21 protein-coding genes are annotated in these 22,736 nt (G+C 63.1%); 4 read left to right on the top strand and 17 right to left on the bottom strand.

Annotated elements, in window-relative coordinates; genetic code table 11:
• The 4 genes from tuf (EXR94_14295) to EXR94_14280 all read right to left on the bottom strand — a co-directional run.
• The coding region (tuf, locus tag EXR94_14295) for an elongation factor Tu (GenBank protein MSR03885.1) at positions 1-149 on the bottom strand (149 nt) is incomplete at its 3' end.
• Between the two features lie 12 nt (positions 150-161).
• Positions 162-2,258 (bottom strand): elongation factor G, encoded by a 2,097-nt coding sequence (gene fusA / locus EXR94_14290; protein ID MSR03884.1) that lies wholly within the window; start codon positions 2,256-2,258, stop codon positions 162-164.
• A 252-nt stretch (positions 2,259-2,510) separates the two neighbouring features.
• Positions 2,511-2,981, bottom strand: a complete 471-nt coding sequence (locus EXR94_14285; protein ID MSR03883.1) for a 30S ribosomal protein S7 — start codon at positions 2,979-2,981, stop codon at positions 2,511-2,513.
• On the bottom strand, positions 2,978-3,388 hold the full coding sequence (locus tag EXR94_14280) for a 30S ribosomal protein S12 (GenBank protein ID MSR03882.1): 411 nt from the start codon (positions 3,386-3,388) through the stop codon (positions 2,978-2,980). Before EXR94_14280 ends, EXR94_14285 begins: the two co-directional genes overlap by 4 nt.
• Positions 3,389-3,557: 169 nt before the next feature.
• Here EXR94_14280 and EXR94_14275 point away from each other — a divergent pair, with 169 nt between their 5' ends.
• Positions 3,558-5,705 carry a hypothetical protein gene (locus EXR94_14275; protein ID MSR03881.1) on the top strand — a complete coding sequence of 716 codons (2,148 nt, stop codon included), beginning with the start codon at positions 3,558-3,560 and terminating at the stop codon, positions 5,703-5,705.
• Here EXR94_14275 and EXR94_14270 read toward each other — a convergent pair.
• Positions 5,695-6,831: a CoA transferase gene (locus EXR94_14270; GenBank protein ID MSR03880.1), complete on the bottom strand. Its 1,137-nt coding sequence runs from the start codon at positions 6,829-6,831 to the stop codon at positions 5,695-5,697. The genes EXR94_14275 and EXR94_14270 overlap by 11 nt on opposite strands.
• Here EXR94_14270 and EXR94_14265 point away from each other — a divergent pair.
• Positions 6,652-7,599 (top strand): serine/threonine protein kinase, encoded by a 948-nt coding sequence (locus EXR94_14265; GenBank protein ID MSR03879.1) that lies wholly within the window; start codon positions 6,652-6,654, stop codon positions 7,597-7,599. The genes EXR94_14270 and EXR94_14265 overlap by 180 nt on opposite strands.
• On the opposite strand, the gene EXR94_14260 is transcribed toward EXR94_14265, so the two are convergent.
• Together EXR94_14260 and EXR94_14255 are read right to left on the bottom strand one after the other, a co-directional pair.
• On the bottom strand, positions 7,586-8,614 hold the full coding sequence (locus tag EXR94_14260; GenBank protein MSR03878.1) for an inorganic phosphate transporter: 1,029 nt from the start codon (positions 8,612-8,614) through the stop codon (positions 7,586-7,588). The genes EXR94_14265 and EXR94_14260 overlap by 14 nt on opposite strands.
• Positions 8,615-8,619: 5 nt before the next feature.
• Positions 8,620-9,306, bottom strand: a complete 687-nt coding sequence (locus EXR94_14255; protein ID MSR03877.1) for a DUF47 domain-containing protein — start codon at positions 9,304-9,306, stop codon at positions 8,620-8,622.
• Positions 9,307-9,600: 294 nt separating this feature from the next.
• On the opposite strand from EXR94_14255, the gene EXR94_14250 reads away from it, so the two are divergent.
• On the top strand, positions 9,601-9,813 hold the full coding sequence (locus EXR94_14250; protein ID MSR03876.1) for a cold-shock protein: 213 nt from the start codon (positions 9,601-9,603) through the stop codon (positions 9,811-9,813).
• A 93-nt stretch (positions 9,814-9,906) separates the two neighbouring features.
• Positions 9,907-10,095, top strand: coding sequence for a 30S ribosomal protein S21 (rpsU, locus tag EXR94_14245; GenBank protein ID MSR03875.1), 189 nt, complete (start codon positions 9,907-9,909; stop codon positions 10,093-10,095).
• Positions 10,096-10,229: 134 nt separating this feature from the next.
• Here rpsU and rpoC read toward each other — a convergent pair whose 3' ends face one another.
• The 10 genes from rpoC to tuf (EXR94_14195) all read right to left on the bottom strand — a co-directional run.
• A complete protein-coding gene (gene rpoC / locus EXR94_14240) occupies positions 10,230-14,774 on the bottom strand; it encodes a DNA-directed RNA polymerase subunit beta' (protein ID MSR03874.1) in 4,545 nt (1,514 codons plus the stop codon).
• A gap of 6 nt (positions 14,775-14,780) precedes the next feature.
• A complete protein-coding gene (gene rpoB, locus EXR94_14235; protein ID MSR03873.1) occupies positions 14,781-19,238 on the bottom strand; it encodes a DNA-directed RNA polymerase subunit beta in 4,458 nt (1,485 codons plus the stop codon).
• 250 nt (positions 19,239-19,488) lie between these two features.
• A complete protein-coding gene (locus EXR94_14230; GenBank protein ID MSR03872.1) occupies positions 19,489-19,869 on the bottom strand; it encodes a 50S ribosomal protein L7/L12 in 381 nt (126 codons plus the stop codon).
• Positions 19,870-19,890: 21 nt separating this feature from the next.
• Positions 19,891-20,388, bottom strand: coding sequence for a 50S ribosomal protein L10 (locus tag EXR94_14225; GenBank protein ID MSR03871.1), 498 nt, complete (start codon positions 20,386-20,388; stop codon positions 19,891-19,893).
• Positions 20,385-21,074 (bottom strand): 50S ribosomal protein L1, encoded by a 690-nt coding sequence (locus EXR94_14220; GenBank protein MSR03870.1) that lies wholly within the window; start codon positions 21,072-21,074, stop codon positions 20,385-20,387. The genes EXR94_14225 and EXR94_14220 overlap by 4 nt, the downstream gene beginning before the upstream one ends.
• Positions 21,074-21,499 (bottom strand): 50S ribosomal protein L11, encoded by a 426-nt coding sequence (gene rplK, locus EXR94_14215; GenBank protein MSR03869.1) that lies wholly within the window; start codon positions 21,497-21,499, stop codon positions 21,074-21,076. The genes EXR94_14220 and rplK overlap by 1 nt, the downstream gene beginning before the upstream one ends.
• Positions 21,500-21,628: 129 nt before the next feature.
• A complete protein-coding gene (nusG, locus tag EXR94_14210) occupies positions 21,629-22,171 on the bottom strand; it encodes a transcription termination/antitermination factor NusG (GenBank protein MSR03868.1) in 543 nt (180 codons plus the stop codon).
• 4 nt (positions 22,172-22,175) lie between these two features.
• Positions 22,176-22,421 carry a preprotein translocase subunit SecE gene (gene secE / locus EXR94_14205; GenBank protein ID MSR03867.1) on the bottom strand — a complete coding sequence of 82 codons (246 nt, stop codon included), beginning with the start codon at positions 22,419-22,421 and terminating at the stop codon, positions 22,176-22,178.
• A gap of 2 nt (positions 22,422-22,423) precedes the next feature.
• Positions 22,424-22,576: a 50S ribosomal protein L33 gene (gene rpmG / locus EXR94_14200; GenBank protein MSR03866.1), complete on the bottom strand. Its 153-nt coding sequence runs from the start codon at positions 22,574-22,576 to the stop codon at positions 22,424-22,426.
• A gap of 10 nt (positions 22,577-22,586) precedes the next feature.
• Positions 22,587-22,736: elongation factor Tu (gene tuf / locus EXR94_14195; GenBank protein ID MSR03865.1), on the bottom strand; the 150-nt coding region annotated here is incomplete at its 5' end.

The following is a 22,736-nucleotide window of genomic DNA, read 5'->3' as shown; positions in this document are numbered from 1 at the left end:
ACCTGGTCGTACGGGATATACGTCGCCAGGCCCTGCTCCGCCGACACCTTCGTCAACGCCGCCGTCGTCGTCGTCTTCCCGTGGTCGACGTGCCCGATCGTACCCACGTTCACGTGCGGCTTCGTCCGCTCGAATTTCGCTTTTGCCATGGTGATTCTCCGTTATTTCTTCGTCTTGGCCACGATTTGCTCTTCGACTGCCTTCGGCACCTGCTCGTAGTGGTCGAACTGCATCGTATACACGGCCCGACCCTGGCTCATGCTGCGGAGCGTGGTCGAGTATCCAAACATCTCCGACAACGGAACCTCGGAGGCCACGACCTGGTTATCGCCCCGCTGCGTCATCCCGCCGATCTTGCCCCGCCGGCCCGACAAGTCGCCGATCACGTCGCCGAGATAATCGCCGGGGGTGACGACTTCCACTTCCATGATCGGCTCGAGGATGATCGGCTTGGCCAAGCGGCAGGCTTCTTTGAACGCCATCGAGCCGGCGATCTTAAACGCCATTTCCGAGGAATCGACGTCGTGGTAGCTGCCGAACACGAGTTTCACCCTCACATCGACGACCGGGTAGCCCGCCAGCACGCCGGTCTCGAGCGCTTCCTTGATCCCGGCCTCGACCGGCTTGATGAACTCGCGCGGGATGGTGCCGCCGACGATCTTGTCCTCGAAATGGAAGCCGGTGCCCGGCTCCGCCGGCTCGAGGTCGATGACGACGTGGCCGTATTGTCCCTTACCGCCCGACTGCCGGATGAACTTGCCTTCGACGTCGGTGACTTTCTTCTTGATCGTTTCGCGGAATGCCACCTGCGGGCGGCCGACGTTGGCCTCGACCTTAAATTCCCGCTTCATCCGCTCGACGAGAATTTCCAAGTGGAGCTCGCCCATCCCCGCGATGATCGTCTGGCCGGTTTCGACATCGGTCCGGACTTTGAACGTCGGGTCTTCCTCGGCCAGCTTGTGCAACGCGATGCCCATCTTGTCTTGGTCGGCCTTGGTCTTCGGCTCGATCGCCACGTCGATGACGGGATTCGGGAATTTCATCGCTTCGAGAATGACCGGGTGATCGGCATCCGCCAGGGTGTCGCCGGTCCGGGTGTCCTTCAGGCCGATCGCGGCGGCAATGTCGCCGGCCAATACTTCTTCGATCTCGTCGCGTTTGTTCGCGTGCATCTGCAACAAACGGCCGATCCGCTCTCGCTTGTCTTTGGTGCTGTTGTAGACGTAGCTGCCAGACTTGATCGACCCCGAGTACACCCGGAAATAGGTCAACCGGCCGACGTACGGATCCGTCATGATCTTGAACGCCAACGCCGAGAACGACTCGTCGTCCGAGGCGATCCGCTCCACGTGGGTATCGTCGTGGAGCGGGAGGTGACCCTTGATCGGCGGAATGTCGGATGGGGCAGGAAGGAAATCGATGACGGAATCGAGGAGAGCCTGAACGCCCTTGTTCTTGAACGAGGCCCCGCACAGCACCGGCACCATCCAGCCGTTGATCGTTGACTTCCGAATCCCCGCCCGGATCTCATCGATCGTCGGCTCCTGCCCGGCGAGATAGCGCTCAAGGACCTCTTCCTCGTGTTCAACCGCGGCCTCGATCAGCTCATGCCGGTACAGGGCAACCTGCTCCCGGTACGCCTCAGGAATCGGCATCTCGGTAAAGGTCTTGCCCATGTTCTCGTCATCGAACACGATCTCGACCTGCCGGATGAGATCGATGTGCCCGGTAAAGGTCTCGCCGGACCCGATCGGCAGCTGGAGCGGAAAAGCCTTCTTACTCAGCCGGTCGCGGATCATGCTCAAACACCGAAAGAAGTCGGCCCCGACCCGGTCCATCTTATTCGCGAAAATAATCCGCGGTACCCCGTACCGGTCGGCCTGCCGCCAGACGGTCTCGGTCTGCGGCTCGACGCCGGCCACGGAGTCAAGCAGCGTGACGGCGCCGTCGAGGACCCGAAGGGACCGCTCGACCTCAGCCGTGAAATCGACGTGCCCGGGGGTGTCGATGATATTGATGCGGTACTCGAGGTCGTTATGCATCCAGAAACAGGTCGTGGCGGCCGACGTGATCGTGATGCCCCGCTCCTGCTCCTGCTCCATCCAATCCATCGTGGCAGCGCCATCATGGACCTCACCGATTTTGTAGTTCTTGCCGGTGTAGTACAGGATGCGCTCGGTCGTAGTCGTCTTCCCGGCATCAATGTGGGCCATGATGCCGATATTGCGATAGCGACTGAGTGGAGTTTTCCGTGCCATAAGCTGCCCTTAAGCCCCGTCCGGCTCTGCCGGTTAATCATTTCATCAATACAAAAGCGGGGCGACCGGCCGGGAAATTCCCGCGGTGTCGCTCCGCACTACCTCCACGTCAGACCATCGATGCCGACGTTGGGAGGGGGCGCCCATTGGACGACCCTTACTTTTTCCACCGTGCCGGAGGTGGCGGGGGATCACTCCCCGACCGTCACGCGGCACTGAATCTCGGCACTCGGCACTCGAGTGCCGAGACTACTACCACCTATAGTGTGCGAAGGCTCGGTTGGCTTCCGCCATCTTGTGGGTGTCTTCCTTCTTCTTCACCGTGCTGCCTTCGCCCTTGGAGGCGAGGATGACTTCGGCAGCCAAACGCTCGGACATCGACTTCTCGCTCCGGGCGCGTGAATATTGAATCAACCAGCGCATGGCCAAGGCGGTGCGGCGCTCCGGCCGGACTTCGACCGGCACCTGCAACGACGCGCCACCGACCCGGCGGCTCTTGACCTCGACGGCCGGCTTGGCGTTGGAAACGGCCTGCTTGAAGACCGTCACTCCGGGCTGCCCCGTCCGCTCTTCGATCAGGTCCATGGCCGTATAGAACACCCGCTCGGCCAAGCTCTTCTTGCCCTGGTACATCAACGCGTTCAGGAATTTCGTAACGGTCTGGCTGTCGTACCGCGGATCCGGTGGGATCGGACGACGCACCGATTTTTTGCGACGGCTCACTTCTTACCTCCAGCTTTCGCTCCAGCCGCAGCGCCCGGCTTCGGGGCCTTGGCACCATACTTCGAGCGGCTTTGCTTCCGGCCGTTCACACCGGCGGCGTCCAACGTGCCGCGAACGATGTGATACCGAACCCCGGGAAGATCCTTCACCCGTCCGCCCCGAATCAGGACGATCGAGTGTTCCTGGAGATTGTGCCCCTCGCCCGGGATGTAGGCGATGACTTCGTATCCGTCGGTTAACCGGACCTTCGCCACCTTGCGGAGCGCCGAGTTCGGCTTCTTCGGAGTAACGGTATAGACACGGGTACAGACCGCCCGACGGAACGGATTCCGAGTGAGCGCTGGAGACTTGTCTTTGTAGACCGGCGCTTTTCGTGGGCGACGGACGAGTTGATTAATCGTCGGCATTCTTAGACCTAATTCTTAGACCTAATTCAGAGCCCGGTAAGCTACAGCCGAGGTCTATACAGGTCAAGGAGTTGGTCTAACCCAAGCCGAACGAGGGGGACGCCGGGGGTTCCAATGACCGCCCAAGCGTGCGATTCTGAAGCCAACCCTTCACTGCCGCCGAGGCCCGATGCCCGTCCAGAGGTTCCCATCCCTTGTGTGCCTGGCCCTGGTTGCCGCCTGCGGCGGGGAGATGCCGACTCCGCCCCCCCCCCGCCCCCGGCAGGCGGACCGAATTGCCCTCCTGACCGGTGACAACCAGGAGGCCCAGGTTGGCACCCCCCTGGCGACGCCGTTGACCTTCGTCGTGGGCGACAAGGACGGCCCCCTCCCCGCGGTCCCGGTCACCTTTGTCGCCGCAGCCGAGTTCGGTTTCCCCTCGGTGCTGGCCGACACCAGCGATGCCACCGGCCAAGTGACCGTGACCTGGATCCTCGGCGGACAGCTCGGAGGCCAGACCTTTTCGGCCACCGCGACCGGGGTCCCGAGCCCGGCCATTGCCCGGGCCACCGCCCGAATCGGTCCCCTGGCGCTGCTGACCCCCGTTTCCGAGCCCAGCCAGTTCGTCATCGTCGGGCGGACGGTCGGCAGTGCCCCGGCAATTAAGGCCACTGACGCCTTCGGCAACCCGATTTCAGGCCAGGAGATCAACTTTGTCGATGCCACGGCCCGCTCAACGGTCCAGGGCGGAACCGCCATCACCGACGCCGCTGGACGGGCCGGCGTCACCTCGTGGACCATCGCAGCGGAGCCCGGGTCCTACACCCTGCAGGCCCGAGGGCCTGAATCCACCACCAGCAATTTCGTGGCCTTCGCCATCCCCGGGGCCGTCGAAGTGAGCAGCGGAGACAACCAAACCGCCAATGCCGGCACCCTGGTGACCAGCCCGATCGCCATTCGGGCACTCGACGGCCAGAATCAACCCCTGGCCGGGGTGGCCGTTTCGTTCACGGTGTCAGGAGGCGGCGGCCGCTTGAATGGCGCTGTGTCGGTCAAGACCAACGTCGGCGGGAAGGCGACCGCTCCCGGCTGGATCCTCGGCCCGACGCCCGGCGCCAATGAACTGTCCGTCGAAACGCCAGGGATCGTCCCCACCAAATTCAAGGCGACCGGTGCGGCGGCAGTAGCCGCCGCGATCGCGTCAACCCTCCCCACCGCGCAAACCGGCTTTGCCGGAAATTTCGGCTCGAGCCGGCCCACCGTCCGGGTTGTCGACGTGCAAGGCCGGCCCGTGGCCGGCGAGACGGTCACCTTTGCCGTGGCCCTGGGCGGCGGGAAGACCACCCTCGCGGCGCCCAAGACCGATTTCAAGGGCGAGGCCGTGTTAGGCAGCTGGCGCTTTGGTGCCGGGCCGCAAAGCGTCACCGCCACGACGGGCGCCCTCCCACCGATCACGTTCACGGCCACTACCCTGACCCCGCCGCCATCGGCGTATCAGGTCGACATCCGCTTCATCGGACCGGCGCCGAGTGTGACGCAGAAGGCCGCGTTCGACAGTGCTGCGGCCCGCTGGTCGAGCATCATCCTGGGCGACTTGGTCGACACCCCGTTCAACAGCAGCGACCCCGATGGTTCGCTGGATTCCTGCGGCGGAGAAGCCATCACCGAAACGATCGACGATCTCCTCATCTTCGCCAAGATCGCCAAGATTGACGGCCCCGGCGGCATTCTCGGATGGGCCGGCCCCTGCTACATCCGGCAGGAAGATTCGCTATCAGTGATCGGAATCATGCAATTCGACGTTGATGACGTGGCGACGCTCGAGGCGAGTGACCGGTTTCGAGACGTCGTCCTCCACGAGATGGGTCATATATTTGGAATCGGCACGCTTTGGAACCTGAAGGGCTTGATCACCGGCCGGGGCACGGGAGATCCGTTCTTCACCGGACCATCGGGTCGAATGGCCTTTGCCGCGTCAGCCGCCTCCGCGACCGGATTTCCCGGTATCTCGGTCCCGGTGGAGAACTTCGGCGGCGGCGGCACCCGGGACGCGCATTGGCGGGAATCGATCCTGTACAACGAGCTGATGACCGGGTACCTCAACGGCGGAGGCGCCAATCCTCTGTCGGCCCTGACGGCGGCCTCCCTCCGGGACGAAGGCTATCTCGTCAATGACGCCCTCGCCGATGCCTTCACCTTCGGGAGCGCGCTCCAGGCGGCCACGGCACCTGCAATCAGCCTGCACACCATCCCGTGGATGTCGTTGGTCCGGATAATCGACCGGACCGGCAGGGTCCGCCGAACAGTGGATCTCCGCGACGGACCGTTCAAGCGCTAGGCGAGTTGCCCCACTCCGACAGGACGACCTCGATTGGCGTCAGGTCAACCGGCGGGGCGGTCGGGGGCCGCGGCGGCGTGCGGCTGAACCGCGGCGCTGGCGCCGGCTGAAGCTGTCCCTCAACGTCTACGAACCCTTGGCGGCTAAGCTGGTGCTCGTCGCGGGCGGCTTCGGCAATCGAAAGGACCGGCGCCACGCAGGCATCGGACCCCGCAAACACCGCCGTCCAAGCGTCCCGCGTCTTCTGACCAATCGCCGCCGCAATCTGCCGACGGAGTTCAGGCCACGTCGCTCGATCCCACCGCGTCACGAGCACGCCGGCCGGAAGCCCTAGCCCTTCGACCAAGGCCGCAAAGAACTCGTCCTCGAGGGCACCCACCGCGACGAACCTGCCGTCGGCGGCGGGGTACACGTCGTAGAACGGCGCCCCGGTATCGAAGAGATTCTGGCCCCGCACCGGGGTCCACGCTCCGGCCGAAAGCATGCCCATCATGGGCGCGAGGAGGGCCCCGACTCCGTCGATCATCGCCGCGTCGACGACCTGCCCTTTCCCGGACCGGCGGGCCTCGAGGAGCGCCGCGAGTACGCCGGTTACCGCGAACATCGTCCCACCCGCATAGTCGCCCAGGAAGTTGACCGGTGGGAGCGGTGGCCCCCCGGCCCGGCCGATGGCGTCCAGTCCTCCAGTCAACGCGATGTAGTTGATGTCGTGGCCCGCCGTGGCCGCGAGCGGGCCACGTTGGCCCCAGCCGGTAAGCCGGCCGAATACCAGGCGCGGGTTCCTGGCCAGGACCTGATCGGGACCGAGGCCCAACCGTTCCATGGTGCCGGGGCGGAACCCCTCGATGAGGCCGTCGGCGCGGTCAACCAGTCCGAACACAGCATCCCAGCCGGCGGCGGACTTGAGGTCGGCAATCGTTAGGCGTTTTCCGCGGTTGGTAATGAGGTGCCGTCGGGGAATCATCGACCCGATCCCGCCGGCATTCGGCCGCTCAACGACCACGACGTCCGCGCCCAGGTCAGCCAGGAGCATGCCGGCCAGCGGCGCCGGGCCGATCCCGGCAAACTCGACGATCCGCAGGCCGCTGAGCGGCGGGTTCTCGTTTCGGGACTCGGCGCTCGGCACTCGGCACTCGGCGGTCGGGGACGGGAGAAGGATTTCTCGGAGGATCACGCGGCGCAAGGGGTGCTAACCAAGCGGCGGGGCCCGAGGTATACTCCTGGCATCGCGCGAGAACTTCTTCCGATCGTGCGGGCTGCGCTGGCCAGGCGCTACGAAGTCGACGTCGAGATCGGGCGGCTGATCGACTCGGGCACCTCGGAGTGGCTGGTGTATTACGCCATGCCGTTCGTGGACGGCCCTTCCCTGTACCAGGTGCTCCAGCAGCGGGGCAAGATCTCGGTTGAGGACACGACCCGGTTCGGCCTCGACCTTCTCGATGCCCTGGCCCACGAGCGGCACGTGGTGCACCGGGACGTCAAGCCGGACAACATCCTGATCTCAGGCGCCGGCACCGTCCTCATCGATTTCGGGATTTCGCGGGCCATCGAACTGGCTGGCACCGACCGACTGACCAAGAGCGGGATGGCGGTCGGGACGTCTCGCTACATGAGTCCCGAACAGATTATGGGGGCAACCCTCGTCGATCCAAGGTCGGATCTGTACTCGGTTGGCTGCGTGCTGTGCGAGTGCTTGACCGGGAGAACCCCCTACCAGCGTCCCAACGAACTTGCAGTATTGGAGCTGCATCGGACGGCACCGATCCCCGACATCCGCGAACTGGTGCCGACCGTGCCGGCGGGCTTGGCCCGGGCCATTACCCGGGCCCTCGCCAAGACCCCTGAGGATCGGTGGTCGAGCGCCGGAGAAATGGCCGCCGCTATCGGACGATGATGTAGGCGATGGCCGCGATGGACGCCGACAGTGGAATCGTCAGGAGCCATGCCCAGACAATCCGCCCGGCCACACCCCACCGAACGGCCGACAGTCGTTGGGCCGTGCCCACCCCGACGATCGCCCCAGTAATCGTGTGCGTCGTGCTGACCGGAATCCCGAGGGCCGACGCCAGGAAGATCGCGATCGCTCCACCGGATTCCGCGCAGAACCCCCCAAACGGGCGCAGCTTGGTGATTCGGGTCCCCATCGTCCTGACGATCCGCCACCCGCCGAGCGCCGTGCCAAGGGCAATGGCACTGTAGGCGCTCATCTCGATCCAGAGCGGAATGGTATCGGCCGATGGCACGTACAGAATGGACTGCCACCCCGTGGCATCCTTGAAAACTGGGTGGACCGACACCAGCAGACCGACGATGATCCCCATCGTCTTCTGAGCGTCATTGGCGCCGTGGCTGATCGAGAAGGCCGCCGCCGAGAGGAGTTGAATCCTTCGGAACACCCGATCCAGCTTGGCGGCCGGCAACCGATACACGCTCCATCCGATGATCATCGTCAGCGCCAGTCCGGCGCCCGCCCCAATCAGCGGTGACAAGACAATGAACACGAGGGGCTTCACCCAGCCAGACCCGATCAAGGCCCCGATGCCCGCTTTCGCCACAGCGGCGCCGCCGAAACCGCCGAGCAGCGCATGGGAAGAGGACGAGGGCAAGCCGAGCCACCAAGTCACCAAATTCCAGACGATGGCGCCGATCAACGCCCCGAGAATCACCTGGGGATCGACGACCGCCGGATCGATCAAGCCTTTGCTGACCGTCTTCGCCACCGCCGTCCCCACGGTAAAGGCAGCGACGAAGTTGAAGAATGCCGCCCAGGCCACGGCCACACCCGGCGTCAGCACCCGGGTTCCAACCACCGTCGCGATCGAGTTGGCGCTGTCGTGAAACCCATTGATGAAATCGAACGCGAGCGCAATCGCGACGACCAAGACGATGAAAACTACCTCTGGTGTCATGGCGATCAGCTGTGCTTGATGGCAATCGACTCGAGAACGTTCGCGACGTCCTCCGCTTGGTCGAGCGTCTTCTCCAACGTGTCGTAAATTTCTTTCCACTTGATGAGAGTGATCGGGTCCTTCTCCTCGTCGAACAGCCGGCCAAGCCATTCGTGATAGATGAAGTCGCCCTCTTCCTCGAGCTTCTTGACCTGGGTGCAGGCCGCGATGATGACCGGCGTCTTCTGGCTGTTGAGCACCCGAACTGCTTCGTTGAGTTGAACCGTCGAGCGGACGATCACGTCGGTGATCAGGACGATCCCCTGGGGAGTATGGCCGGGCCGGAAGATCTGGGCCCGGCGCGCCGTCCCGTCGATTCGATCCAAAACGTCATCCAAGCGGGATGCCAGCATATGGATGTCTTCGCGGTCGAGTGGCGTAATGAAGCTCCGGTCGAGCCGGGTAATGACGTCATGGGTCAAGACATCCGCTTCATGCTCGAGCCGCTTGATCGACTCCGCGAGGTACGCGCGGCTGTCAGGCTCCGCTTTGAACAACTCATGGAGGTGCTTGGCCGCCTCGACATTGAGGGTGGCCACCGACGTGAACAAATCAAAAAATCGCTCGTCTCGCGGGAGCAATCGCACAGGAGGGCCTTGGGCTTGAGTGGTGGAAACGACCTTGAATTTCGCGTCGCTACCTGTTCGAGACAAGTAGGTGCCGGCCCCGGCAAGGGAGCGCCGACTCGCCCGTCAGAGCCAGGTATTGCGGCAAAACCAGGCTGATGTTATCATGGTGCGCGAGCGATCACGCCCACCATTTGGGGGGTAAGGTTCCGAGGCAACGAGGGCTGGCGACGCTGGCCCTCTTTTTATTGCCCGATTGCCGGAAAACGTCCGGCCCTCGGGAACAGCCCGTCGTGAGGGTTTTCGATCACGAAACGTTTGTAGTCGGTCAAGTACGGCATGGTCCGGCTCCGATTACGACATCATTTTAGGAGTAGGACAATGCGTACGACCGGCACGGTGAAGTGGTTCAACGAGACCAAGGGCTTTGGCTTCATCACCCCCGAAAACGGACAGAAGGATTGCTTCGTCCATCACTCGGCCATCAAGGCACAGGGTTTCCGGACCCTCGCTGAGGGCGAACGGGTTGAGTTCGACGTCGTCCAGGGCGCCAAGGGCCCGGCGGCGGAGAACGTGGTTCGCCTCAGCGCCTAAGGTTCCAAACCAACATCACGGTACGGCGACGGCCAGTTCGTCCCGAGACGGAGAACTGGCCGTTTCATTCATCGATGAGGAAGGCGGAGCACCATGATTGAAGTGAAATTGAGCGAGACCGACGGGATTGAGTGGGCCATCAAGACCTTCAAGCGTAAGGTCCAGAAGGCTGGGATCCTCAAGGAACTCAAGCAGAAGCGCCACTACCTCAAACCGAGCGTTGCCCGCGCCTTGAAGGCGCAGGCAGCCCGGCGGCGAACTCGGCGCTCGAAAGACCGCTAGAACTTCCGCCCGACAACAACGCGGCCCGGGTACTCCTTGGAGTGCCCGGGCCGCTTCGTATCCGGATGCCCAACGCTGACCGGACCCCTCCTCGCGAAAAGCGCCTGGGCTCGTCACCCAGGCGCTGATCTCTTCTACAGAACCTCGACCTCTTCCACGATCACCGCGGCTGGTACCACTTCCGGCTCCGGCGACGGCGGCTCGAATCCGGGGGGCGCCTGGACGTCCAGATCGACGTACCGGTAATGACCGGTGCCCGCAGGGATCAAGTGACCGATGATGATGTTTTCCTTCAGCCCGCGGAGATCGTCCTTGGCCCCCCGAATCGCCGCGTCGGTGAGCACCCGGGTGGTTTCCTGGAAGCTCGCCGCCGAGATGAACGACTGGGTCGTCAAACTCGCCTTGGTGATCCCGAGCAGCAACGGCTCGGCGGTGGCCGGCGCCAGCTTCCGCCGGACCGTCCGCTCGTTTTCCTCTCGGAAACTCAACTTGTCGACCGCCTCGGCCTCCAAGAAGCTGGTGTCGCCCGGATCGGTGACCCGCACCTTCTGGAGCATCTGCTTGACAATGACACCGCAGTGCTTGTCCGCGATCCGCACGCCCTGCAACCGATACACTTCTTGAATCTCGTTCAGCAGGTACTCCTGCACCGCGCGCGGTCCCTTGATGAGCAGGATCTCGTGAGGGTTGACCGGGCCTTCGGTCAAACGGTCGCCGGCCCGAACGCGGTCGCCCTCGTGGACCCGAAGGTGCTTGCCGGCAGGCACTTCATACACCTGCGCCGGCTCCTTCTCGTCAATGACCCCGTCCTTGGTCATCGGATACACGAAGATCTCGCGCTTGCCCCGCTTGATCTCGCCGAACTTGACCATGCCGTCGATTTCCGACATCGTCGCCGGATCCTTCGGCCGTCGAGCCTCGAACAGTTCCGCCACCCGCGGCAAGCCGCCGGTGATGTCGCGCGTCTTGTAGGCCTGCCGCGGGATCTTGGTGACCGTGACGCCCTTGGCCACCGCCACTGGAGCGGACAGGAATACCGTGCGGTCCTTGGCTTCCTTCTTCGTCTTCGAGGGCCAGGCATCGTTGATCGGCCGCTCTTCGACGTGGAACTTGCTCGACCACGGGTTGGCCTCGTCGGGCAGATGCATGGCCCGAGTGACCTGGTCCGTGGGCGAGCCGAGGATGATGCGCGAGCCCTCGGCCAGCGTGTATTCCTGCGGGTCCTTCCGGTTGGCCACGTAGACCAGCACCGAGGGATGGAGCTCCCGGTCCGGATCGGCGGTCACCACCAGCGACCGGAGCCCGGTACCTTCGTCGAGCTCCTCACGAAGGGTGACGCCAGGGACCAGGTCCTTCCACCGCAACGTCCCGTCCTGCTTGACGATGCTCGGATCGTTGTACGGATCCCAGGTGTAGAGGATCGTGGCCCGCCGCTCGTTGTCGCCCTTGGTAACGACGGTGCCTTCCGGAACCTGAATCATGGCGCCCTGCGGCACCGGATACCGGGACAACACATGCGTCGGATTCTTCGGATCGACGATGTAGATCCCTTCCTTGCTCTCTTCCTCAGCCGACTCGTCCTCACGGGTGAGCGTGACCCGAAGCTTGGCCTTACTTCCGTCTTCGTACTCGACACCCAAGTCGGCCCACTCGAGCCCCTTGGTGTACTTGACGATACCGTCCGACCGCGCCCGCCGCTCGGCTTCTTCGGCGATCCGGGCCGAGGTACCGCCGATGTGGAACGTCCGGAGCGTCAACTGGGTACCCGGCTCGCCGATGGACTGGGCGGCCAAGATGCCAACGGCCTCGCCCATGTCGACCATGGCCATGGTGGCCAGGTTCCGGCCATAACACATCCGGCAGACACCACGCTTGGATTCACAGGTCAGGACGGACCGGATCTTTACCTTATCGATCCCGGCGTCCTCGATGGCCGCTGCGGTCTCCTCAGAAACCAATTGTCCCGACGCCACCAACACCCGATGGTCGCCATGCTCGTCGAGCTGGTGCGGATCCATGACATCTTCGGCGGCTACACTGCCGATGATCCGCTCGGCGAGTGACTCAATGACGTCCTCGCCCTCCTTGAGGGCCGCCATGTCGAGGCCGAGGATCGTGCCGCAATCCTCCTCGGTGATCGTGACATCCTGGGCCACGTCGACCAACCGCCGAGTCAAGTATCCAGCGTCGGCCGTCTTCAACGCGGTGTCCGCGAGACCCTTCCGGGCTCCGTGGGTCGAGATGAAGTATTCGAGCACCGAGAGGCCCTCGCGGAAGTTCGATTTGATCGGGCTCTCGATGATTTCGCCGATGCCGCCGGTCAGCTTCTTTTGCGGCTTGGCCATCAGCCCGCGCATCCCGGCCAACTGCCGGATCTGGTCGCGGCTACCGCGCGAGCCGGAATCGAACATCATGTATACCGGGTTGAAGCCGCCCCGGCTCTTCCGCATATGCGAGATCATCGCCTCGGCCACGTCGTTGTTCGCGTGGGTCCAGGCGTCGATCACCTTATTGTACCGCTCGCCGAAGGTGATTTGACCCGTGTTGTACGCCTTCTGGAACCGCTCCACCCGCTTCTGCGCTTCATCGAGCAGGCTGACCTTTTCAGCCGGGACCTCGAGATCCTCGATACCGATCGATACGCCGCCGATCGTGGCGAAATCGAACCCGAAACGCTTGAGGCGGTCGAGGAACTCGACCGTCTCCTTGAGACCGGCCCGGCGGTAGCTCTGCAGCACCAATTCCGAGAGCGTCTTCTTCTTCATCACGTCGTCGCGGAACCCGAGTTCCGCCACGGTCTGCCGGGGCAGGATGTTATTGAATAGCACCCGGCCAACCGTGGTGCGAATCCACCGCGGTTCGTGGTCGGCCGCCTCGCGCGGAGGCACGAACCAGAAGTGGATCGGGCTATGGTAGTCGATGGCCCCGGACAGCAAAGCCATTTCCAACTCGGCGATCGAGCCGAAGTACTTGGCGCCTTTCCACAGCCGGGCCTTGGTTTCCTCGAGCTTCCCGGCTCCCTTCCGATGCTCCTCTTCGAACCCCGGAGGGAACTTGGTGAGCCAATAGGAACCCAGCACCATGTCTTGCGACGGCTCGGCCACCGGCCGACCATCGGACGGCTTAAGGATGTTGTTCGACGAAATCATCAGCACCCGCGCTTCGAGCTGCGACTCGAACGACAGCGGCACGTGGACCGCCATCTGGTCGCCGTCGAAGTCGGCGTTGAACGCGGCGCAGACCAACGGGTGAATCCGGATGGCCTTGCCCTCGACCAGCTTGGGCTCGAACGCCTGGATCCCGAGTCGGTGGAGCGTCGGGGCGCGGTTCAAGAGCACTGGATGATCTTGAATGATCTCTTCCAGAATCTCGTAGACCTCAGGGCCCTCCTTCTCGACGATCTTCTTGGCCCGTTTGACCGTCTCGGCAATGCCTTTTTCGACCAGTTTGTTGATGATGAACGGCTTGAAGAGCTCAACGGCCATGGCCTTGGGCAGACCGCACTGGTGAAGCCGAAGTTCCGGCCCGACGACAATGACCGACCGGCCGGAGTAGTCGACCCGCTTGCCGAGCAAGTTCTGCCGGAACCGGCCCTGCTTACCCTTCAGCATGTCGGACAACGACTTCAACGGGCGCTTGCCGCGGCCGCGAATGGCCTTAGAACGCCGGCCGTTGTCGAACAAAGCGTCGACGGCCTCTTGCAACATCCGCTTTTCGTTCCGGAGGATGACCTCGGGCGCACGATGCTGAATGAGCTTCATCAGCCGGTTGTTCCGGTTGATGACCCGGCGGTAGAGGTCGTTCAGGTCCGAGGTGGCGAACCGACCGCCATCGAGCGGGACCAGGGGACGCAGATCCGGCGGGAGTACCGGGATCACGTCCATGATCATCCAGGTCGGGTTATTGCCGCCCGAGTCCTGGTTTTCGCCCGAATACAAGAAGGCGTCGACGATCTTGAGCCGCTTCAGCATCTGCTTCTTGCGATGCTGGCTCGTCTCGGTCGAAACCGAGGCGCGAAGCTCCTCCGCCAGGCGCTTGACGTCGATGGTCTCCAGCATGGCCCGCACCGCCGGAGCACCGATTTCGGCCCGGAAGCCGGTATCGTTGGCTTCCCGGGCCTGCATCCGGAGGTTCAGATACTCGTCTTCGTCCAGCAACTGGCCGACTTCGACGTCCTGCTTGCCGGACTCGATGACCACGTAGGCCGAGTAGTAGATGATCCGCTCGAGCTCTCGCAGGGTCACGTTGAGCAAGTTGCCCATCGGGCTCGGCAGCGTCTTGAAGAACCAAATGTGCGCCACCGGCACGGCCAACTCAATGTGCCCCATCCGCTCGCGGCGGACTTTGGAAAGGGTCACCTCGACACCGCAGCGGTCGCAGATCACTCCGCGATAGCGAATCCGCTTGTATTTGCCGCAGTGGCACTCCCAGTCCTTGACCGGGCCGAAGATCCGCTCACAGAACAGGCCGTCCCGTTCCGGCTTGAACGACCGGTAGTTGATGGTCTCGGGCTTGGTGACTTCGCCCCACGACCACCACGACCGGAGGCCCTGCAGTTCGAGCCGCTCCCGTTCTTTCGGGTCCCGGGGACCGCGGATCTCCTCGGGGGAGGCGATCCGGATCGCGATATAGTCAAAGCTGGAGCTCTTGGGCTCGCGCCCGCTTCGAAAATCAATCATGGTTTCTTACTCCTCGCCTTCTGCGGTAGCACCCAAGGTGACCTTGAGCCCCAGCGCCTGAAGTTCCTTCACCAACACGTTGAAGGATTCCGGAATACCCGGTTCGGGCAGATTCTGACCCTTCACGATGGCCTCGTAGACCTTGCTGCGTCCGTTCACGTCGTCCGACTTGACCGTGAGCATCTCTTGAAGAAGATGCGAGGCGCCGTAGGCTTCGAGGGCCCAGACTTCCATTTCGCCGAATCGCTGGCCACCGAACTGCGCCTTACCGGCCAACGGCTGCTGGGTAACTAATGAGTATGGTCCGATCGAGCGGGCGTGGATCTTGTCGTCGACCAAGTGGGACAGCTTGAGCATGTAAATCGTGCCCACCGTCACGTCGCTCGCGAACGATTGGCCCGTCCGCCCGTCGCGGAGCCGGACCTTGCCGGCGGGGGTGAGCCCGGCCTGCCTGATCAACGCGTCGGCCGCGACCCCGAGTTGGTCGGCGGTTGCTTTACCCGACAGCATCGCGGCGAGTTCCGGCGCCGACGCCTCGAGCAACTGCGCCCCCGTGCCCGAGGCCTCGAGGACCTTGAGGGCGGCCTCGAATTCCTTTTTGCGGGCGCCCTCGGACTTGGCCACCTGGCTCTTGTGGAATGCGATCTCCTGCTGGCGCTGGGTGGCCTCCCGCTCCGCCAACTCGGCCGCCGCCAACTCCACGAAATGCCGGATATCGTCCGATAGCTTCTTCGTCGACGCCGAACACGCCGGGTTCGCCAAATCCGAGATGACCGCACCGGCCACGCTCTTCTTCGACAAACCGAGCCGGTGGATATCGCTGGTCAGGGTCCGGACCGCCTCCGCCGTCGGCTCCGGGGCCCGGCTCCGAAGCATCAGCGCCTGGCCCGCGCGCTTGAGCCCGGCAACCCGTAACAGGAGGCCGATCTCGCCCTCATCGGCGCCCCGGAAGACCGGAGTCTTGGCCTTGAAGCCCAGGATGCTGGCGCACCACCCGAGGTGGGTCTCCAGGATCTGACCGACGTTCATCCGGCTCGGTACGCCGAGGGGATTGAGCACGATGTCGACCGGGATTCCGTCCGGGAGGAACGGCATGTCCTCCTCTGGAACAATCCGGGCCACGATACCCTTGTTGCCGTGACGACCGGCCATCTTGTCGCCAACGGAGATTTTCCGCTTCTCGCCGAGATACACCTTGACCAACTGGATGACGCCCGGGGGCAGTTCGTCCGGCTGGAGAATCTTGTCGATCTGGTCTTCGGCCTTCTCCTCGACCTTGGCCCGCTCGCGGGTCGCGGTGTCGATCGTCAGCCGGGCTCGCTCGTTGGCCGCCTTGTTGGCCAACCGAAGGGTCTTGAGGTCGACTTCGCGAAGGTCGACCAAGGCCAGCTTCTCCGCGGTCAGCTTGGTCCCGGCGGCGACGAGCTCCTCCACCGTACCGGCCTTGAGCAGCAGGGCCACCTCTTGGCCGGTCATCAACTCTTTGACCTCGGCGACCATCACCTCGTTGATCCGGGTCTTCTCCTCATGTTCGATCCGGCGGACTTCGCCGATCCGTTCGCCGCGATCCTTCTCGACGACCTGATCCTCGACCCGGCTGAAGATCTTGACGTCGATGACGGTACCCTTCATACCCGGGGGCACCTTGAGCGAACTGTCCTTGACGTCCTTGGCCTTCTCACCGAAGATCGCCGTCAGGAGCTTCTCTTCCGGCGACAGTTCGGTCTCGCCCTTCGGCGTGATCTTGCCGACCAGAATGTCGCCCGGCTTCACATGGGCGCCGATCCGGATGATGCCCCGTTCGTCCAAATCAACCAAGGCTTCGTCGGACACGTTTGGAATTTCGCGCGTGATCTCTTCTTGGCCCCGCTTGGTATCCCGGACGTGGAGCTCGAGTTCCTGGATGTGGATCGACGAGTAGACGTCATCCTTGACCAGGCGCTCGGACAGCACGATCGCGTCTTCGAAGTTGTGGCCGTACCAGGGCATGAACGCCACCGTGACGTTCCCGCCCAAGGCCAAGTCGCCGGCGTCGGTGGCCGGTCCGTCGGCGATGACCTGCCCGGCCAGCACCTTATCGCCAACTTGGACCAAGGGCCGCTGATTGATCGCGGTGTCTTGGTTGGTCCGCCAGAACTTCTTGACCCGATACCGGTCCACTTGGGCCAAACGGGCCAAGGGAACGTCGGTTGCCCCCGCCGTGCCGCAGTCGACGATGATCTCGTCAGCCGTCACTTTGGTAATCACCCCGGCCCGCCGGGCCGAAATGACGGCGCCTGAATCGCTCGCCACCTTGGCTTCGAGCCCGGTCCCGACGGTCGGGGCGTCCGGGAACAACAGCGGCACCGCCTGGCGCTGCATGTTCGAGCCCATCAGCGCCCGGTTCGCGTCGTCGTGCTCGAGGAACGGAATCAGCGCCGCCGCGATCGACACCAGCTGCTCGGGGCTCACGTCCATGTAGTCGATCCGGGTCGGGGCGAGCAATGGATAGTCGTCGCCCCGCCGGCAGAGGACCATGCTCTCGACGAACTTCCCGTTCTTGTCGACCATGGTGTTGGCCGGCGCCACCGCGTAGCCTTCTTCTTCGCTGGCCGAGAGCCATCGCATTTCGGCGGTGACCCGGCCGGCCTTGACCACCCGATACGGCGTCTCGATGAACCCGAGGTCGTTGATCCTGGCAAACGTGGCCAGGCTCGTGATCAGGCCGATGTTCGGGCCTTCCGGCGTTTCGATCGGGCACATCCGGCCGTACTGCGAGTAGTGCACGTCCCGGACTTCGAAGCCGGCCCGTTCGCGGGTCAGGCCGCCGGGTCCCAAGGCCGACAGGCGGCGCTTGTTCGTGAGCTCGGCCAGCGGATTGGTCTGGTCCATGAACTGGGACAACTGCGAGGACCCGAAGAACGCCTGGATCACGGCACTGACGGTCCGCGCATTGACCAGATCGTCGAGCGAAATCTTCTCAGGATCGGAATTGATGCTCATCCGCTCCTTGACCAACCGCGCCATCCGGGAGAGGCCGACGGAGAATTGATTGGCGATCAGCTCGCCGACCGACCGGATCCGCCGGTTGCCCAAGTGGTCAATATCGTCGGTGTGCCCGCGCCCGTCGTGAAGGTCGATCAGGTATCGGATGATGGCCACGAAGTCCTCTTCGGTGAGGACGGTGTGGTTTGGATCGGTCTTGAGCCCGAGCCGGTGATTGATCTTGTACCGGCCAACCCGGCCCAAGTCATACCGCTTCGGATTGAAGAATAGACGCTGTAACTGAGCCCGCGCCGTCTCCAGGTTGGGGGCGTCGCCGGGCCGGAGCAGTGAGTAGATCTGCTGCAGGGCCTCGGTTTCGTCTTTCGTGGGGTCCTTGGCCAGGGTGTTCTTGACCAGGGGCGACTCCGCCCGCCCGGGGGGAAGGAGGACTTCGACCTTCACGACGCCGGCGGCAAGCAGCTTCTTCCGGAGCTTCTCGTCGACCTCATCCCCGCCTTCGGCCACCACTTCGCCGGTCGATGGATCGGCGACGTCGAAGGCCAGGAGGTGGGGTGCGCGGTCGCGGGTGGTGGTCGGCTGTTCGTCTTCGCGAAGGTCGAGTGGCGTGTAGCCGGCAAACACTACGACCTGTTTGACCCCGACGTGCCGCATCGCATTGAGGCGCTCGGGCGTGAGTTCGTCGCCCAGATGACCGAGCGGATCGCCGGCCTTTTTTTCGGGATTCGGGACGTCAGCCGCCAACAACGCGCCCAGGACTTCGCGGCGCTCCTGCCGGGCTTCGAGCTTGCCGGCGATGTTGATCGACTTGGTCGCGAAGAACAACTTGAGAATGTCGGAATTCTTGCCGTACCCGAACGCCCGCAACAGGGCGGTGGCCGGGAACTTCTTCTTTTTGTCGATGTGGACGTAAATCACGTCGTGAATGTCGATCGTGAACTCGACCCACGAACCCCGGAACGGAATGATCCGCGCGGAATAGAGCAACTGTCCGTTCGGATGGGTCTCTTCTTCAAAGACCACGCCCGGCGACCGGTGGAGTTGGCTCACCACCACCCGCTCGGCGCCGTTGATGACGAAGGTGCCCAACGGGGTCATGATCGGCAGTTCACCGAGATAGACTTCGCGCTCGATCTGATTCTTCAGCCGACGCTGGCCGTCGACATCCTCGAACACGTTCAAGGCCAACTTGGCCTTGAGCGGAGCGGCATACGTCATGTCGCGCTCAATGCACTCCTCGACCGTGTACTTGGGCTCACCGAGGGAATAGCTCTTGAAGTCGAGTTCGTACTTGCCGTTCACGTCACTGATCGGAAACAGGTCCTTGAAGACCCGTTCCAGCGAGACATCCTGGCGGTCGCCGTCGACGTCGTCGGGATTGAGCAAGGACGAAAAGGCCCGCGTCTGGATGTCCAGAAGGTGGGGCATGTCCATTGCACCGTCGCGCTTGGAGAACGAAATCACTGGCCGGAATTCAGTCATCGATTACCTCGGGACTCGGCACTCGGCACTCGACACTGGAACAATCGGCGGAACGCCGAGTGCCAAGTGCCGAGTGCCAAGTGCCAAAAAAAGACAAGCTGCCGCGGGAGCCCGATTCGATAAAAATCGGGCCCCGTGGCGAGCGGAAAATTCCAATTCGACCTACGACCGAGCGTGCCATGTCGTCTCACTGAAGTAAGGGGGGGCCGCCGACCCACCCGTCCGATGACGGGTGGATGGTTGCCAGCCCTTACTTCAGTTCGACGGTAGCGCCCTGCTCTTCCAGCTTCTTCTTGATCTCTTCGGCTTCTGCCTTGGAGATACCTTCCTTGATCGTCTTCGGCGCGCCGTCCACGATATCCTTGGCTTCCTTGAGACCCAAGCCGGACACGATTTCGCGAATGGCCTTGATGACCTGGATCTTCTTGGCGCCGCCCTCCTTGAGGATGACCGAGAACTCGGTCTGTTCCTCAACCACCGGAGCCGCCGCGCCGCCAGCCGCGCCACCCGCCGCGGCCGCCATGACGGTCACATTGAACTTGGACTTGAAGGCGTCGATCAGCTCAGCCAATTCGACTACGGTCTTGCTGCCAATCGCCTCGAGGATCTGCTCGTTCGTCATCGTCGACATGATATGATTCTCCCGCTTCTCTTAAGAAGCTACTTCAGCTTGACGTTTATCTTTGAGCGCCTCGAGGGCGCCAACGACCTGATAGAGGACACCGTTCAGACACCCAGCCAACTGACCGAGCAACTCATCGCGCGTCGGCAGTTCGCCCAACCGCTTCACATACGCCGGATCGACCGCCTTGCCGTCGACCAGGCCGACCCGAACCGAAGGCTTTTGATGCTCCTTCGCGAACTGGCCCAGCACTTTGGCCGCGGCGAGCGGATCGGTACCGGCCAACACCAGCCCAGTCGGGCCGGCCAGATGGTCGTCGAGAAGGCCCACTTGGTTGGCCGCCAACGCCCGCTGCGCCAGCGTATTCTTGACGACGACGTACCGAGCCCCCGCCTGCCGAAGCCGGCGACGAAGCTCGGTCAGCTTCGCGACATTCAAGCCCGCGAAGTCCGTCACATAAATATTGGGAGAGCCCTTCACCGCGGCGGTGAGGGTCTCGACCGTGGATTGTCGTTCCGCCTTACTCATCGGTACACCGCCGTATCCAGCCGGACGCCCGGCCCCATGGTGCTCGACACCGTCGCCGAGCGGAGGTAGACGCCCTTGGCCGCCGATGGCTTGGCCTTGAGAATGGTCTCCATGAACGCCTGGAGGTTCTCAGTCAGCTGGATTTCCGTGAAGGAAACCTTGCCGATCGGGGCGTGCACGTTACCGGTCTTGTCGACCCGGAATTCGATCTTACCCGCCTTGATCTCCCGGACCGCGCGGGCCACATCCATCGTGACCGTTCCGGCCTTCGGATTCGGCATCAATCCCCGGGGACCGAGGACTTTGCCGAGGGTTCCGAGCTGACCCATGACGTCGGGGGTCGCGACGATGACGTCGCAATCAAGCCACCCCTCTTTGAGCTTCTGGACGTACTCGATGCCGACAAAATCGGCTCCGGCGGCCTCGGCATCCTTGACCCGGTCGCCCTGGGTAATCACCAGCACCCGGACCGTCTTGCCCGTGCCATGGGGAAGGACGACCGTACCACGTACCACCTGGTCGGCATGCCGCGGATCGACGCCGAGCCGCACGGCCACATCGACGGTCTCGTTGAACTTCGCGAACGAGACGGCCTTGACCACTTTGACCGCGTCGGGAATCGGATATTCCTTCGTCCGATCAACCTTGCCGAGGGCGGCGGTGAATTTCTTACCGATCGCGGTCATCAGTCCGCCACCTCCAGACCCATCGACCGGGCGGTGCCGGCGATCATCCGCATCGCTGACTCCATTTCGGTGGCGTTCAGGTCATTCATCTTGAGCTCGGCGATCTTCTTGAGCTGCGCTCGGGTCACCTTGCCGACCTTGTTCCGGTTCGACTGCGCGCTGCCCTTTTCGATCCCGGCCTCTTTCATGAGGAGGTTCGAGGCGGGCGGCGTTTTGGTGATGAACGTGAACGTGCGGTCCGCGAACACGGTCACGACGACCGGAATAATCATTCCGCTCTGGGACTGGGTTCGGGCGTTGAACTGCTTGCAAAACTCCATAATGTTCACGCCTTGCGGACCCAACGCGGTACCCACGGGGGGTGCCGGGTTGGCCGCTCCAGCGGGACACTGGAGTTTGACCATCGCAACTACCTTTTTTGCCATTCCTCCCTCAATTCGAATGTCGGTGGCGGATGGCCCGCCAACCAACGGTTTCTGCCGCAATTATCCGTGCGGTCGCGGTTCTCGGCACTCGGCCCTGGGAGCTCGGCGCTCGGCCGAGTGCCGAGCTAACTAATGCCCTCGGAGCTGGAGGTAGTCCAGTTCCACGGCGGTGGGCCGGCCGAACAGCGAGACCGACACTTTGACCTTGCCCTTGTCGGCCAAGATCTCCTCGACGGTGCCGCTGAAGTCGGAGAACGGTCCGTCCGTGATCTCGACCGCTTGGCCGATCATGAACGGGATGTCCTCCTTCGGGCTGGCGCCATTGACCTCTTCGACGATCCCCAGAAGCCGGTTGACTTCGTCCTGCCGGAGCGACTGCGGCATCTTGCCGGTTCCGACGAACTTGATCACCCCCTGCACGCTGTTCACCACGTGCTGGGCTTCCTGGCTCATGGTCGTTTCGACCAACACATACCCTGGATAGAGCTTGCGCTCGACCAGGACCTTCTTGCCGTTCTTGATCTCGATCGCTTCCTGGATCGGCACCAAGGCCTGGCGCACCAATTTTTGGTCCGCAACCCGGGGATCTTCGCCGATCCGGCGAAGGAGCAGGCCTTTGACCTTGTTCTCGTGTCCAGCGGTGACCTGGACCGCGTACCAGCGGTAGTCCATATCGCTACCGAATCAACGCGGCAACGCCGTCAACCAGGATCTTCTTCAGGACGACATCGAGCAGCCCGATGACGGTGCCGATGGCCACCGTCATGATGACGACCCGCTTCGTCGCGTCGATCAACTCCGGCTTGGTGGGCCAGCTGACCTTGTGCATCTCGGCGCGGACATCCACGACAAAATCGCGGATCGCGACGACATACCCGGCCACCTTCCCGCGGGACGGCTCGACAGCTTGGACCTGGTCCATGACTACTTCGATTCCTTATGCGCCCGATGCTGATTGCACCGCGAGCAGAACTTCCGACGCTCGACGCGCTCCGGATGCGTGCGCCGGTTCTTGTCGGTGAAGTAATTCCGCTCTTTGCACTCAGTGCACTCGAGGATGATGTTCTCTCTGGCCATATAGAATGCCCTACTTCAGAATCTTGGTAACGACGCCGGCGCCCACCGTCCGGCCGCCCTCACGAATCGCGAACCGCAACCCCTCATCCATCGCGATCGGCGTGATCAAATCAATCTTCATCTGGATGTTGTCCCCCGGCATCACCATCTCCACCCCGGC

The organism is Gemmatimonadota bacterium, from assembly GCA_009692115.1.
GTDB lineage: Bacteria > Gemmatimonadota > Gemmatimonadetes > Gemmatimonadales > GWC2-71-9 > SHZU01.
Note: the sequence above shows the minus strand (reverse complement) of the source record. Positions and strands in the feature narration are given on the sequence as shown.